Source organism: Chryseobacterium oryzae, from assembly GCF_022811665.1.
In the GTDB taxonomy this organism is placed as follows: domain Bacteria; phylum Bacteroidota; class Bacteroidia; order Flavobacteriales; family Weeksellaceae; genus Chryseobacterium; species Chryseobacterium oryzae.
In genome coordinates, this window is record NZ_CP094529.1 from 2,694,330 (window position 1) to 2,708,954 (window position 14,625).

11 protein-coding genes are annotated in these 14,625 nt (G+C 34.3%); 3 read left to right on the forward strand and 8 right to left on the reverse strand.

Annotation, left to right across the window (positions count from 1 at the left end):
* Positions 1-9 precede the first annotated feature (9 nt).
* Together MTP08_RS12245 and MTP08_RS12250 are read left to right on the forward strand one after the other, a co-directional pair.
* Positions 10-1,773 (forward strand): MFS transporter, encoded by a 1,764-nt coding sequence (locus MTP08_RS12245; RefSeq protein ID WP_243576183.1) that lies wholly within the window; start codon positions 10-12, stop codon positions 1,771-1,773.
* Position 1,774: 1 nt separating this feature from the next.
* Entirely contained in the window at positions 1,775-2,836 is a 1,062-nt protein-coding gene (locus MTP08_RS12250; RefSeq protein WP_243576184.1) for a DUF3810 domain-containing protein, read from the forward strand.
* A 348-nt stretch (positions 2,837-3,184) separates the two neighbouring features.
* Here MTP08_RS12250 and MTP08_RS12255 read toward each other — a convergent pair whose 3' ends face one another.
* The 5 genes from MTP08_RS12255 to MTP08_RS12275 all read right to left on the reverse strand — a co-directional run bounded on the left by MTP08_RS12255 (position 3,185) and on the right by MTP08_RS12275 (position 10,323).
* Complete coding sequence (locus tag MTP08_RS12255; protein ID WP_243576185.1) at positions 3,185-3,871, reverse strand: hypothetical protein; 687 nt, start codon at positions 3,869-3,871, stop codon at positions 3,185-3,187.
* Positions 3,872-4,017: 146 nt separating this feature from the next.
* Positions 4,018-5,466 carry a TolC family protein gene (locus MTP08_RS12260; protein ID WP_243576186.1) on the reverse strand — a complete coding sequence of 483 codons (1,449 nt, stop codon included), beginning with the start codon at positions 5,464-5,466 and terminating at the stop codon, positions 4,018-4,020.
* Positions 5,453-8,647 (reverse strand): efflux RND transporter permease subunit, encoded by a 3,195-nt coding sequence (locus MTP08_RS12265; RefSeq protein ID WP_243576187.1) that lies wholly within the window; start codon positions 8,645-8,647, stop codon positions 5,453-5,455. The genes MTP08_RS12260 and MTP08_RS12265 overlap by 14 nt, the downstream gene beginning before the upstream one ends.
* Positions 8,648-8,736: 89 nt before the next feature.
* Entirely contained in the window at positions 8,737-9,819 is a 1,083-nt protein-coding gene (locus MTP08_RS12270; protein WP_243577756.1) for an efflux RND transporter periplasmic adaptor subunit, read from the reverse strand.
* Between the two features lie 117 nt (positions 9,820-9,936).
* On the reverse strand, positions 9,937-10,323 hold the full coding sequence (locus tag MTP08_RS12275) for a hypothetical protein (protein ID WP_243576188.1): 387 nt from the start codon (positions 10,321-10,323) through the stop codon (positions 9,937-9,939).
* Between the two features lie 233 nt (positions 10,324-10,556).
* On the opposite strand from MTP08_RS12275, the gene MTP08_RS12280 reads away from it, so the two are divergent.
* Positions 10,557-10,940 carry a hypothetical protein gene (locus tag MTP08_RS12280; protein ID WP_243576189.1) on the forward strand — a complete coding sequence of 128 codons (384 nt, stop codon included), beginning with the start codon at positions 10,557-10,559 and terminating at the stop codon, positions 10,938-10,940.
* Positions 10,941-10,957: 17 nt separating this feature from the next.
* Here MTP08_RS12280 and MTP08_RS12285 read toward each other — a convergent pair whose 3' ends face one another.
* The 3 genes from MTP08_RS12285 to porM are packed head-to-tail and all read right to left on the reverse strand — an operon-like array spanning position 10,958 to position 14,601.
* Complete coding sequence (locus tag MTP08_RS12285; RefSeq protein ID WP_243576190.1) at positions 10,958-11,992, reverse strand: FAD-dependent oxidoreductase; 1,035 nt, start codon at positions 11,990-11,992, stop codon at positions 10,958-10,960.
* Positions 11,993-12,047: 55 nt separating this feature from the next.
* Positions 12,048-12,986 (reverse strand): type IX secretion system ring subunit PorN/GldN, encoded by a 939-nt coding sequence (porN, locus tag MTP08_RS12290; RefSeq protein ID WP_243576191.1) that lies wholly within the window; start codon positions 12,984-12,986, stop codon positions 12,048-12,050.
* Positions 12,987-13,008: 22 nt separating this feature from the next.
* Positions 13,009-14,601 (reverse strand): type IX secretion system motor protein PorM/GldM, encoded by a 1,593-nt coding sequence (gene porM / locus MTP08_RS12295; RefSeq protein WP_243576192.1) that lies wholly within the window; start codon positions 14,599-14,601, stop codon positions 13,009-13,011.
* Between the last annotated feature and the right edge of the window lie 24 nt (positions 14,602-14,625).

A 14,625-nucleotide genomic window follows, 5' to 3' on the forward strand; every position in this document is an offset into this window, starting at 1 on the left:
TTTTAATATATGAGCTCAAATACACAACAGACCAAGTGGTCGCAGTTTCTCTCGCTAATTGTCGTATTTTTTTTCTGGGGTTTTGTTGCAGCAAATAATGATATCCTCATCCCGGTTTTCAAAAAATGGTTTGTGCTTTCGCAGGTTCAGAGCCAGCTTGTAGCGTGGGCATTTTATGTTGCGTATTTTGTAGGATCTGTTATATTTTTCATCATATCTTTAAAAAGTGACATTCTTCAAAAATTTGGCTACAAAAAAACACTTGCCGTAGGATTGTGTCTTTCCGCATTAGGAGCATTCATGTTTGTACCGGCAGCATTGTCTGCAAACTTCTGGTTTTTCTTATCTGCTTTGTTTATCGTAGGTTTAGGCTTTTCTGTTCAGCAGATCGTAGCAAATCCTCTTGCCATTAAGATGGGAAGCCCGGAAACGGGAGCACACCGTTTAACCCTTGCAGGCGGAATCAACTCTCTTGGGACGACCATTGGACCTATCCTTTTAGGAATTATTCTTTTCGGAATGGGAAACAAAGAAGAATCTCAGCCCAAAGCAAAGAATTTATCTAAAATTGAAATAGTAAAATCTGAATATTTAACTCACAAAGAAGAGTTGTCTAAAAATATTCTTGAACTTCAAAAAGACAATCAGGATGATGCAACCGAAGTAAAAAAGGTAATTGCCACCGTAGAACAACACATTTCTTCTTTAGACACAGAAATTCAGTCGATTGAACAAAATTTATCTGCCAATGATTCTCAAATTGATGAATATTCTAAAAAACTGGGTAAGATTAAGGAAAAGTCTGTAAGCATACAGTATCCTATAGGTTTTGTGAAAGATCATCTTAAAGAGGTAAAAATGCCTTTCATTGGTTTAGGAATCGCTTTTATTCTTGTTGCTATTTTCATGCTGTTTTCTAAAATTGAAGATCCTGCAAAAGAAGAAGAGGCAGAAATTGAGGAAGGCTCGGCTAACTTCAGTATTTTCAGATATCCACAACTTTATTTAGGAATGCTTGCAATCTTTATTTATGTTGGTGTAGAAGTTACCATCATCAGTAATCTCCCTGCTTTGCTTCACACTAAAGAATTTGGAGGAATTTTAGAACACAATATTGCTCCTTTCGTGTCATTATACTGGGGAAGTTTAATGATTGGTAGATGGAGCGGTAGCGTAAATGTATTCAATATGTCTAAAACCATGAATACGGCAATGAAGTTTATTATTCCATTTATAGCTTTTGCCATTATTATTTTTGCCAACGAACTGAGTGGTAAAGACGTTTCCAGCTTTTATGTGTATGCATTCTGGATTCTTGCATTTATCATCATGAGTTTTATCGGAGGGAAAATGGCAGGAAGAACATTAATGATCTTCGGAATGGCAGGTGTTATTATGATGTTTTTAGGCTTAGTTTATCCAGATAAAGAAATGGCTAAATATTTCTTTATATTAGGAGGTCTTTTCTGCTCTATCATGTGGCCTTCTATTTTCGATCTTGCGATTGCAGGACTTGGCAAAAACACCGGTAAAGCATCTTCTTTCTTAGTAATGATGATTTTAGGAGGCGGAATTATTCCTCTTATACAAGGGTATATTTGTGATTTTGACAAAACAAGCCCTGAAGGCGTAATGGGAATTACCTGGACTCACTTTTCTTATGTAATCCCAATAATCTGTTTTGCTTATATAGCATTCTATGGTTTTATAACGCCAAAACTTTTGAAGAAACAGGGAATTGTAATGGGAGAAACTACATCAGGAGGACATTAATATGACGACTAAAACATATCATAAAAAAAAGAGAATTTGGGCAGCTATTTTAGTTGTCCAATTTCTTTTGTTCTATGCTTTTTCAAAAATAAGTTTCTTAATTTCTTTTTTTGAAAGTTTTTTTGAATTTCAGAGAAAATTTCACCTCCTTCTCTTTTCGTGGATACCCTGTTCTTTCGGAGACATTGTGTATACGGTTTTAGGAATTGTTTTTTTGATTTTAATGATTCAATTATTGCGAAAAAAAACACGAAGTAACGCTTTTTTAAAAATACTTATAACTGTAAACATTTTTTACTTTTTATATCAGATTTTTTGGGGAATGCTTTATTTTCAGACACCTATAGCCGCCAAACTTCCTAAAATAGAAATCACACTAGAAGCAAGAAAGAAACTGGCTCTTGAATATCTTGAAAAAGCCAAAGCTACCCGAAAACTTATAAACGAAGACCCCAATGGCATTTTTATAATTAAGGATTTACAATCTGTTCAAACCGAAATATTAAGCAGACAAACTATACTTCCTGCCTTTATTACGAACAAAAAAGCCTTACCCGTAAATTCTATTAAGAAAAGTTTATATTCGAAACTGATGAGCTTTACCGGAATTTTAGGATATTACAATCCTTTTACGGCTGAAGCACAGTACAACTCTAATTTGCCTTCATCTTATCTTCCTTTTACCATTGCACACGAAAGTTCTCATCAGTTGGGTTTTGCCAGAGAACAAGAAGCCAATTTTATAGGATATCTAATAGGTGTAGAATCTACAAATAACGATCTAAAATACAGTACAGAATATTTTACTTTAAAAAGCCTTCTCAATTCAATTGTTCAGGAAGACGAAAATTTTGTGAAAAGTATGCTAAATAATTATTCCGATGGGATGAAAAGAGACAGAAGCTACGAGAAGAAGTTTATAAAAGAACACGAAGGCTTGGTTACCGACTTTTTTGGCTTTACCAATAATCTTTTTTTAAAAAGCAATCAGCAGGAAGGTTCGGTTACCTATTCATACTTTATCGATTTGTTGGTACGATATAAAAGCATGGAAGCTAAATAAAAAAGAACCGTATCTTACGATACGATTCTAAAAACACAAATGATGAAAAAAAATTTATTACCTTGATTTGTTCCCTCATTCAAGGCGGTGTAAAAGTACAACATTTTTTCTAAATTCAAAATTATGTTGCTAAAAAAATAAACATTTTAGTAAAAGTTTATGATTTTAAATTTTATTAACAAATATCTTTTCCCTATAAAATGATTTAACAAGTCTTTCAAAATCCCTGATAGCAACAAATTATCAGGATTCGAAAGTGAATTATAATTTTTATTCTATCCAAATCCTTATCATTAATTCCGGACAACTTTATTTCTTTATAATAATTAATTCAGAAAATGATTTATCCTAATTAAAAATGGTAAGATAATTTTGATTTTTGAAATGTCTTTTTACAAAAGCCTCAGATTTAAGTTCATAGAAAACACTTTGTTCAAACGCTTCCACTTCTTTAAGTCTAAAATCTATGAAATCTACAATTTTTGTAACAGAATTATAAAATATCCTGTAAAGAGACATACTCACCGTATTTCCTGCTGAGGAAAGAAAAGCGTTTAAAAAAGGTAGTTTTTTCTGATGTTGTATCGAATCAATATAAAAACCAAAGCTTCTCTTTTCACAGATTATATAAGAATTATGAAGGTAGGCTGAAATAGTTTCGTTCTCTTTCATGGTAATTTTATTTTTGCTTAAATAATCGTGGATAGAGTCTAAAATATGTTGAGCATATTCCATCATAGATATGGTTTTCTTTTCTGCAACAGGAGTAAATTTTGCATTGCCTCCCAATTCTGCACCAAAAGACAATCCGTATTTTTCATAATTAGGAAAAACATAATTTTGCAATTCTACACTCGCCTCAGGAACAAGCTTATCCTCAGAAAAACTGTAACAAACATATTCTTTGTACATGTCTTTTATATATAAAAGAAAATCGGTTTCGGAAGTGTTTCCCTGATTTTCAAACCATTTTTCCAGATTATCATAATAATCGGCTTCGAAATCTTTAAAATTTAAATAAAACGGAACTTTCATTGCTTAAATATTTTCAAAGCAAAACTAAACCTGTGTCGCGACAAAAGTTGTCGTCTTATATTTCATTTAAGATATTATTTCAAAAAAAATTCGGCACTGAAAAAATCAGCACCGAATTTCTATTGAATAATTTTTGATAAAGAGTTCTACTTCCAGCCACCTCCAAGACTCTTGTAAATATCTACAACAGTACTCAGCTGTTTTTGTTTTGCTTCCACCAGTTCCATTTTTGCATCTAAAGCATCTCTCTGATTCAGAAGAACTTCCAGATAATCTGCTCTTGAATTTTTGAATAACTGATTTGCAATATCTATAGATTTTTCTAAAGCCTGAGTTTCTTCAGACTTCAGCTGATAATAATGATCGATGTTTTTTACTTTAGACATTAAATTAGCAACATCTAAATATGCATTCAGGATCGTTTTATCATATTCATATAAAGCCTGAATTTGCTTTGCGTCTGCAGACTGAAAATTGGCTTTAATAGCACTTTTATTAATTAATGGACCTGCCAATTCTCCCGCCAAACTTGCCGCCATAGATTCTGGTAACTTTACAAGATAAGAAGGTTTGAAAGCTTCTAAACCTAAAGTTGCCGAAATTTCTAAACTTGGATAAAATTCTTTTCTTGCAGCTTCTACATCGAGTTTTGCAGACTTCAATTCTAGTTCAGCCTGTTTAATGTCCGGACGGTTTGCCAATAATTGAGATGGAATACCTGTGTAAACCGTCTGAGGAATCATCGACATAAAGTCTCCTTTAGATCTTACAATCGGTTGTGGGAAACGTCCGCAAAGTGCATTAATTTCATTTTCCTTTTCGATGATTTGTTGGCGAATAGTATATTCGGTTGCCTTAGACTTTGCCAGTTCTGCTTCGAATTTTTTTACAGCCAATTCGGTTGCTGCAGCCGCTTCTTTCTGAATTTTAGAGATTTCTAACGCTTTCTGCTGAAGCTTTGTATACTGCTGAATAATATCCAACTGATTATCTAAAGCAAGCAATTCGTAATAACTATTGGCAACCTCTTCTATTAAATTAGAAAGAACGAAGTTTTTACCTTCTACAGTAGAAAGGTAATGAGCAACAGCAGATTCTTTTTCAGTTCTTAATTTTTTCCAGATATCTACTTCCCAGTTTGCCATTAAACCTCCCTCGAAATTTCCGAGTGGATCCGGCATTGCTTTTCCTGATTCTATTTCTGTAGTGGCATCTCCGGCTCCTTCGCTTGTATATCGCCCTGCTTTTCTTACTCCGGCTCCTCCTCCTGCAGTTACTGTAGGAGTTAATCTTCCTTTTTTAGCTAAAACACCGCTTTTTGCAATTTCAATTTCCTGTAAAGTAATCAGTAATTCCTGATTATTCTTCAGAGAAGTTTCTATTAAAGCAACTAAGTTAGGATCTGTAAAAAACTGTCTCCAAGGAGTAGTTCCGCTGTTATTATTAGCATCCGCCTGATCTTCCTGATTGAAATTCTGAGGAACATTTTCTTTGACCTCGTCTTTTATTACAGTCGCCATTGGCGCCTTACAACTTGCTAAAACAAGCGATAAGGCAACAGCAGCTATAAATTTTTTATTATTATAAATCTTCATGTTTATCATCGTGTTGATAAGGTTCTGTTTGTTCTGTTAACGGGTTTTCTTCTTCATATTTAGACAATCTCGATTTTTCTGCAATGGTTCCGAAAATATAATACAATCCCGGAATAATCATCAATCCGAAAATAGTTCCTATTAACATCCCTCCTGCTGCTGCAGTACCAATCGTTCTGTTACCAATTGCTCCCGGACCCGTTGCCATTACCAAAGGTATTAAACCTGCAATAAATGCAAAAGAGGTCATCAAAATAGGGCGGAAACGTATTGCAGCTCCTTCAATTGCTGCTTTCGCCACAGGTATACCTTCTTCCGCTTTCTTCTGAACGGCAAATTCTACAATTAATACTGCATTTTTACCGAGTAAACCAATCAACATGACCATCGCAACCTGAGCATAAATATTATTTTCTAAACCTAATAATTTCAGACATAAGAAAGCTCCGAAAATACCCGTTGGTAAAGATAAAATTACCGGCAACGGAAGAATAAAGCTCTCATACTGTGCAGAAAGAATAAGATATACAAACCCTAAACATACAAGGAAAATATAAACAGCTTCGTTACCACGATTTACTTCATCTTTAGAAATACCCGCCCAATCGATACCGAAACCTCTAGGAAGCGTTTTGTCCGCCACTTCCTGAATTGCTTTAATCGCTTGACCAGAACTGTAACCCGGAGCCGGAGTACCACTTACCTGTGCAGAATTATACATATTATGTCTAGTCATTTCCGATAAACCATATACTTTTTCCATCCTCATAAAATCGGAATATGGAACCATTTGTCCCTTATCATTTTTCACATACAATTTTAAAAGGTCTGTCGGCAAAGCACGATATTGCGCACCGGCCTGAACAATTACTTTATAAGGCCTGTCGAAACGGATAAAACTTGTTTCGTAATTGGAACCAATTAAGGTAGACAAATTATCCATTGCATTTTCAATGGTAACTCCTTTTTGTTCTGCAAGATCATTATCAATTCTCAACATATATTGAGGGAAACTTGCAGAGTAGAATGTAAACGCAGAACCCAGTTCGGGTCTTTTATTCAATTCTTTCACAAAATCGTTACTTACCTGCTCCATTTTATGATAATCGCCACTTCCCGCTTTGTCGAGCAAACGAAGCTCAAAACCTCCTGCAGCTCCATATCCTGGAACAGATGGCGGCTGGAAGAATTCTATATTGGCTCCTGCAATATTTTTAGCCTTTTCTTCAAGCTTTTCTATAATTTCTGAGGCAGATTCTTTACGTTCATCCCAACTTTTCAGGTTAATTAAACAAGTTCCTGAGTTCGAACCTGTACCTTCAGATAAAATCTCATAACCCGCCAATGAGGAAACAGACTGTACACCATCAATTCCTTCTGCCTCTTTCAACAATTCTCTGGCGATCTGATTAGTTCTTTCTAAAGTTGAGCCTGGTGGAGTTTGAATAATCGCATAAATCATCCCCTGATCTTCTGCCGGAATAAACCCAGACGGAATCGAGTTGCTGAGGAAGAAAGTACATGCACAGAATGCTAATAACAACGGTAATGTAACGGTTTTCTTCTTCACCGTTTTATTCAGCAATTTTTCATACTTCCCTGCTCCTTTGGTAAATAAATTATTGAATTTATCTAAGAAAATTGTTATCGGAGTTCTTTTTTTAGCCTTTCCGTGATTATTTTTCAGGATTAAAGCACATAAAGCCGGAGTTAATGTTAAAGCTACAACCCCTGAAAGGATAATAGCAGAAGCCATTGTAATTGAAAACTGACGATAGAAAACCCCAACCGGACCAGACATAAACGCAATTGGAATAAATACGGATGCCATAACCAAAGTAATCGCAATAATTGCCCCACTAATTTCGTGCATTGCTTCTTCGGTCGCCTTTAGCGGAGATAAATGCTTTTCTTCCATCTTTGCGTGAACGGCTTCAATTACCACAATTGCATCATCCACTACTACTCCAATCGCCATTACAAGTGCAAAGAGTGAAATCATGTTGAGCGTAATTCCGAATGCAGACATCACCGCAAAAGTACCAATTAAAGATACCGGAACTGCAATTGCAGGAATTAAGGTAGAACGCCAATCTCCCAAGAATAAAAATACCACAATCGCTACCAAAATAAATGCTTCAAACAAGGTATGAACCACTTTTTCGATAGATGCATCTAAGAATCTGGAAACGTCGTAACTGATATCATAATGCATTCCTTTAGGGAAGGTTGTTTTCTGCAGTTCTGCCATCATCGATTTAACGTTTTTGATAACATCACTTGCATTAGAACCATAAGATTGCTTCACCGTGATTGCGGCAGAAGGTTTTCCGTTTAATGTAGAATAAATATCGTACATCGAAGAACCAAATTCCACATCTGCAACATCTTTTAAACGGATATATTCTCCATCTGGTTTAGCTTTAAGAATAATATTTCCGTAATCTTTTTCATTATTGAAACGTCCCGGATATTTTAAAATATACTCAAATGACTGAGATCTTTTCCCAGAACTTTCACCAGTTTTACCCGGAGAAGCCTCCAAACTCTGCTCATTTAAGGCTTGCATTACTTCATCTGCTGAAATACTGTAAGCTGTAAGCCTATCTGGTTTCAGCCAAATACGCATTGCATATTCTCTTGTTCCTAAAATATCTGCAAAACCAACCCCGCTTACCCTTCTTAATTCCGACATTACGTTGATATCGGCATAGTTGAAGAGGAATTTCTGATCTGCTTTAGGATCGTCACTATACAAGTTAATGTACATTAACATATTAGGTTCTTCACGGGTAATTTTCACCCCTTCTCGAACTACCAATGGTGGTAATTTATTAACAACCGAAGATACACGGTTCTGAACGTTTACTGCTGCAACATTAGGATCGGTTCCCAAATCGAAAACCACCTGAATGGAAGCTTCACCGTCATTTCCGGCATTGGAAGTCATATATTTCATTCCCGGAACACCATTTAACCCTCTTTCCAGCGGAATAACTACGGATTTAATCAACAATTCGTTGTTGGCTCCGGGATATTCTGCGGTGATATTTACTTTTGGCGGTGAGATAGACGGAAACTGTGTAACCGGCAATTTGGTGAGAGATAAAACTCCCATAAATACGATAATCAAAGAGATTACGATAGACAGAACTGGTCTGCGAATGAATTTCTTAAACATATAAATAATGATAAACTATTAATGAATTTGATAAATGATTATTTTGAACACATAATATGCTCATTAATCAGCTATCGGTTATCGTATCTCTACTCTGCTTTTAATTTTAATGACTGAAGAACTTTTTTAGGATCCTGAGCTTTGGTTTTCACTTTTTGATCGTCTTTCACTTTCTGTACACCTTCCAGTAAAATTTTATCTGATGTGGAAACACCCGAAGCTACTACGTACAAATCCGGAAGTTCATAGGCAATTTTAATATTTTTAGATTTTACCACACCATTTTTGTCTACTACGAAAACATATTTCTGATCCTGAATTTCGTAAGTTGCTTTTTGCGGAATAATTAAAGCATTCTTCAATGGTAAGCTCATTCTTACTTTTCCGGTTTCGCCGTTTCTTAACAGTTTATCCGGGTTTGGAAATTTTGCTCTGAAGGCAATATTTCCAGTTTCACTATCGAATTCTCCTTCAATAGTCTGAATTTGACCTTTTTGAGGAAAAATATCACCGTTTGCCATAATCAGGTCTACTGTATTACTTCCTCTAGAAGCTACATTTCTCTGATAATTAAGATATTCTGGCTCAGAAACATTGAAATAGGTGAAAATATCGTTGTTATCGGAAAGTGAAGTTAATAAATCACCTTCATCTACTAGACTTCCTAATTTTAAAGGAATTCTGTCTATAATTCCGGAAAAAGGAGCTTTAATATCTGTAAAAGATAAATGAATTTGCGCTAATTTAGCTTCTGCATTGGCTGCATCCAACTTAGCTTTAGCCATTGCTCTTTCGTTTTTGGACACAATATTATTGTTGGCTAATGTGCTTGCGTTTTTAAGTTCAATGGTTGCTTGTGCTACTTCTGCCTGAGCTTTTAAAAGTTCTGCCTGATACAGTTTTGGCATAATTCGGAATAAGGTTTGTCCTTGTCGTACAAACTGACCTTCATCTACGAAGATTTTTTCTAGGAAACCTTTTCCTTGTGCCCGAACTTCAATGTTTTTTACAGACCTGATCTGCGCAACATATTCTTTGTTAATCACCGTATCCATAACTATCGGTGTGGTTACAGGATAAATTGCAGCTTCTTCTTTTTCTTCTTTTTTATTGTTACATCCAGTGAACAATAAGATACTGCTTAGCGTAATTCCTGCGACAACTCTTTTCATCATAATTTAGAGTTTATATAAATCGTTAATGTTTAAAAAAGGGAATGGTAATGGGAGAATGGCATTATAAGAGATTACCGACAATTATATGCACAATTTCAGAACTGAAACAGATTTTTAAATTCTTATTGAACGAATGAGAATAAATCGTTTAACCGAAAAAATATCTGCAATAAATCGAAAGGGATTTCCTTTAACCCGATTGCCAAAATGTAAGGCAAACAAATAAATTATAAGGAAAATACTAACCGTAAAAGCAATTAAAGTTCCAGAGTTTGAATAAGAATAATCGGATTCTTCTACTTCTGAAGACATTTTTACGTTATCCAACTTATGCTGAGTAGAAATTTTTTCTAAAGTCTGATTGAGACGATTCGCTTTCTTTGGTAAATTCTGAGATGAATGAGAAAAATAATCATTACGCAATGTATGTAAACTTAGCCTGCTTTCGACTACGAATAGCAAAAACAAAGCGGTAAAAAAATATATAAATGCGTTTTTCATTTGAAGCAACAAATGTAAGCTTAGATTTATAAAAACTAAAATCAATTAACAATATTTAACTGTAATTTAAAATTGCTGAACCCACGATTATCATTAGCAAATCTACTTTAATTATGCTAATTTTTACAATAAAAATAATATTTTAATAAAATTTAACATTTATTTACGGCAAAAACCTTAATTTTACCCCATCCAAAATATTATATTGAAACAATTTAAAACTCACAATTGAAATGAAAACAAAATTATTAATTTTAATAGTATTATCCGCTATTACTGGGTGTACGCATTCTGCAAAAGAATCTGAAAGCAACTTGGCAAATAATTCCAAATTGGAAGCCAGTAAAGATGAAACTTCGCAACAAGTATTTACTGATCGCTACGGTGAGAAGATGGAAATCACAAGAAATCTCACTAAAAATACTATTGCGCTAAAACTGGATGGTAAATCTTACAGTCTTCATAAAAACCACGAGAACAACGGATATTCTACTTCAGATAACAAATATCAGTTGATAGAAAACAAAAAGACTGTTACCTTTTTGAAGAAAGATGTTGATATGGTCTTATTTCAGAGTGAAAAAGATTCTAACAGTGAGAAAATTGCTAATCAGTAATTAGAAGATTTTTTTAATTATTGAAATCTATTCAGTTGAATTTCTTCGGTTAAAGGATAATTTTTATCGATAAAATCAAATAATATTTTTGAGAAAAAGCATCCATTTAAGATTCCTCTTGCTCCTAATCCATTAAAAACATAAAGATTTTCATGCAGAGAATGTCTGCCAATAAGTGGACGTCTGTCTTTTACCGTTGGTCTGAAACCAAAATGCACTTCTTTAGTTTCAAATTCATTTTCATAAAATTCTGACAGTCCGTTTTCCAGTTGCTTAACGGCAGATTCATCAATATTTTCATGAATTTGATCTCTATCATACGTACCTCCGTAAAAGTAAAGCTCATCATCCAGCGGAAATAAAAAATGTTTCTTCTTAATGGTAATGTTAGAATCTAAAGTTTCTGAAAGTTTAATTCTTATGTGGTGCCCTTTATTGGGCTGCACAGGCAATTCCGCAAAAAAAGGGTTGAATTTCACTCCCATTCCTTCACAGAAAACAATGTGTTTAAATGAAAATTCTCTGTATTTATTTTCTTGATTATCTAATTGATGATAATTGAAACGTTCCTGAATCCATTTATTTTGTTGGATTAAAAAATGTTTCATACCATCAAAAAAATGTTTCACATTGAGTCTTGCAGACTGATTCACTTTTCCAGATTTAAAGTTATTTTTCACCCCCTCTATCTTTGTGAAATTCTGATCAAGAAAATCAGTCAACTCCTCTTTATTAGATTTATTAAGCCATAGTTTTTGCTCATTTTCATCATGAAAAATACGATGAATAGGTGCCTCTATCAAATAGTTTTCTTGTGTATAAAGGCTTATTTCATTTAAAGTTTTATGCAAAAAATCAATTTGCTCCTGAGCTTTCCAAAAAGTAGTAAATTTCTTTAAAACAACGGGATTAATAATTCCCGCAGAAATTTGCGAAGCACTTTTCTTTCCTTCCGAAAAAATAACAAAAGACTTATTATTTAAAATAAGCTGATGAGCAAAGAAAAGAGCAGCGTACCCGTCTCCAACTATAATATAATCTACATTTTGCATAATAAAAAAACCTGAGTAAAAGTACTCAGGTTTTTTATAAATATCAAGCGAAATATTAATAATTCCACAGATCGTTCTCCATTTGAAGAATCTGTTCTTTAATTCTGTCGCTTTCAGCTAACTGCTCTTCGGCATTTCTTGGGATATAATCTTTGATTGTACCATCACCAAGACCGTTAGATGACTTATAGATGATTGAAGAAAATCTTCTTGCATTGATTACATCATCAAAAGACAAATCTGCAGATGAATTAGCTCTATTAAAAACATAATTATTTGCTAAAATCTCTCTTGCTTTAGGGTAATAAATCCAGAAAAGATCAACCAAATCATTTGCTCCTTCCATTAATTTACCCTGCGCATCAAGTCTACCAATAGAAGTTGGATCTGGGCCCATTGCAGCAATACCAAGAGGTCTGTATTTCATCATTCCATCTCTTTTATCGATGAACCACATTCCCATAATTTTCAAGACTTTAACTTTATCTGTTGTCGTTCTGATATGGTCAACAAGTCTTTTTTTCTCATCTTCTGTAAGTGGTCTCCCTGAATTTAGAATATCAATAGCTTCCTCATCCATTCTAACACTTTCCAGTTTTTTTTGTAAAGCTTCTTTACTTAGCTTAGTAGTAAAATTCTCATCATCATAAACCTCATCAATTTTACCATCCATAGCAGCATCTAGAAGAATTTGGTATAGAGATCTTGTAGTTTTAGACAAAAGTGCATCAGGATTATCATAATAAAACGGCTGATTAATTTTGTCGTTCATATCGATAACTTCCCAAACTGTCATGCTTTTAAGAATGTCTTTCTCATCCACAAAACCATATTCTAAAGGAGTAATTTTGTTACTCACCACTGTATCTCCTACTTTCTTCATATTTTCAGACCTCATTTGTCTGAATTCTTCCGGAGAAGAGGCATTTAGAATAGTCTGAGAAAATGCAAACCCAGAAGCTATTACTAAAAGACTGCTTATATATTTTTTCATAATATGAATTTACAAATTAATCTTATTGAACATTTATTGTTACTGGTGAAATTTCTTTCAACCTTTGATTACCTAAACCAGTAGCAGTCGCTTGGATATCATAGATTTGAACAACATCTCCCGATCTAAGATTTTTTAATAGACCTTCCGCAGATGACAATCCACTTCCTTGTATCATAGTACCTGCTCTACCTGGCAATTTCAATATAAAGCTATTAACTGTAAATGAAACAGGGAAATCGAAATCCGGTAAAGTTGCAGTCACAATTTGATTAGGAATAGAGCTTGCCGGCATAAAATTAACAGCTTTACCTCTAATCTGACCTTGTGGTCTAGGAATACCTTTAATTCTATATTCAAAAACCTGTGATACAGTTTTTCCGCTTGGCTCTCTTCCAGAAAGTGTTAACTGAATAACATTTCCAGATTGAGGTGTTACATTCCATTTTCCATTACCAGTACCTTTAACAATAGCTCCTCCAGAAGCAGATAAAGAAAGTTTAGCATTATCGGCGCCTAGAATAGAACCAGATACAGGGTTTTCTAAACCTCTATACATAACATTCATTTTATCTGCAGAAAGCAATAATCCTTTTTCAAGCTTAACTTCCTGTGGACCCGCAATTACATTATAAGTATGAGTGAAAGGGAATTGTTGAGCTTTACCAGAAGCATCTGTAAGCGTAATAACTCCACCAATTTTCTTTTCTCCAATTCCTGAAGTATTCAACGGTAAGAAGCCTTTTCCATTTTCCTGTCTGCTCACGCCACTCATAGTAATTTTGCTACTATTAGAATAGTTACCCAACATTACCACTGCTTCAGCTTTTTTACCCACCTGAACGTCAGTAGGTGCAGAAACAATTGCTTCATAGCTTGTAAATTTAATGCTCGCATCTACTTTCTCAGAAAGCATTAATGCTAATGCATCAGATTGTACGTTTCTTGCATCATTCTGAATAATTTCTAAATTAGAAATTGCTGCAATTAATGGCTGATGATAAAACTTATTCTGAAACCATGTCTTTCCATTTGGAGATTTTCCTTGCGGATACTCAGTAGTTATAGACTTAGTAGCTCTGCTAACCAAATCTGCTAACTGTGGGTTGTTACCAAATGTACTTGTAATATAGTTTCTTACATCGTCCATTTTAGCTTTAAGTTCCATAGCACCTTTAGAAGGGCTATTTTCATCTCCATCTTTAAAGAAAAACTCTGTTGTTGCCTCATTATTGTTCAACGCAGAGAAATTCTCACTTACATCCATGTCCTTACCCTTTTCATCTTTGTCGTGAAACTCAGATTTTTTCTTCAGATCAACTTTTACATCTTCTGCAAATTTCACCAAAGCATCAATCTTTGTTTTCAAAACATTGTATTGGCTCCATGGTTGGGCGTAAGTATCCGGTACTTGTTGAGCTTTCGCTTCAAGTGTCTTTTCGAATATTTTTTCGTTTTTATGCTCCGTTAAACTTCTTGTTTCATTAAGAGCTCTTGTAGAATCGTAATACGATCTGATGATTTCAACATCAATATTTAGGGCCATCATCGCGATGAACACCAAATACATTAGGTTGATCATCTTCTGACGTGGAGTCTGTTTTCCTTTTGCCATTCTTTTTTCTTTAAGTTTTTATTA

Bases quoted from the DNA above. Each gene is read 5' to 3' on its own strand.
- MTP08_RS12245 (WP_243576183.1), top strand. From the start codon at position 10: ATGAGCTCAAATACACAACAGACCAAGTGGTCGCAGTTTCTCTCGCTA.
- MTP08_RS12250 (WP_243576184.1), top strand. From the start codon at position 1,775: ATGACGACTAAAACATATCATAAAAAAAAGAGAATTTGGGCAGCTATT.
- MTP08_RS12255 (WP_243576185.1), bottom strand. From the start codon at position 3,871: ATGAAAGTTCCGTTTTATTTAAATTTTAAAGATTTCGAAGCCGATTAT.
- MTP08_RS12260 (WP_243576186.1), bottom strand. From the start codon at position 5,466: ATGAAGATTTATAATAATAAAAAATTTATAGCTGCTGTTGCCTTATCG.
- MTP08_RS12265 (WP_243576187.1), bottom strand. From the start codon at position 8,647: ATGTTTAAGAAATTCATTCGCAGACCAGTTCTGTCTATCGTAATCTCT.
- MTP08_RS12270 (WP_243577756.1), bottom strand. From the start codon at position 9,819: ATGAAAAGAGTTGTCGCAGGAATTACGCTAAGCAGTATCTTATTGTTC.
- MTP08_RS12275 (WP_243576188.1), bottom strand. From the start codon at position 10,323: ATGAAAAACGCATTTATATATTTTTTTACCGCTTTGTTTTTGCTATTC.
- MTP08_RS12280 (WP_243576189.1), top strand. From the start codon at position 10,557: ATGAAAACAAAATTATTAATTTTAATAGTATTATCCGCTATTACTGGG.
- MTP08_RS12285 (WP_243576190.1), bottom strand. From the start codon at position 11,992: ATGCAAAATGTAGATTATATTATAGTTGGAGACGGGTACGCTGCTCTT.
- porN (WP_243576191.1), bottom strand. From the start codon at position 12,986: ATGAAAAAATATATAAGCAGTCTTTTAGTAATAGCTTCTGGGTTTGCA.
- porM (WP_243576192.1), bottom strand. From the start codon at position 14,601: ATGGCAAAAGGAAAACAGACTCCACGTCAGAAGATGATCAACCTAATG.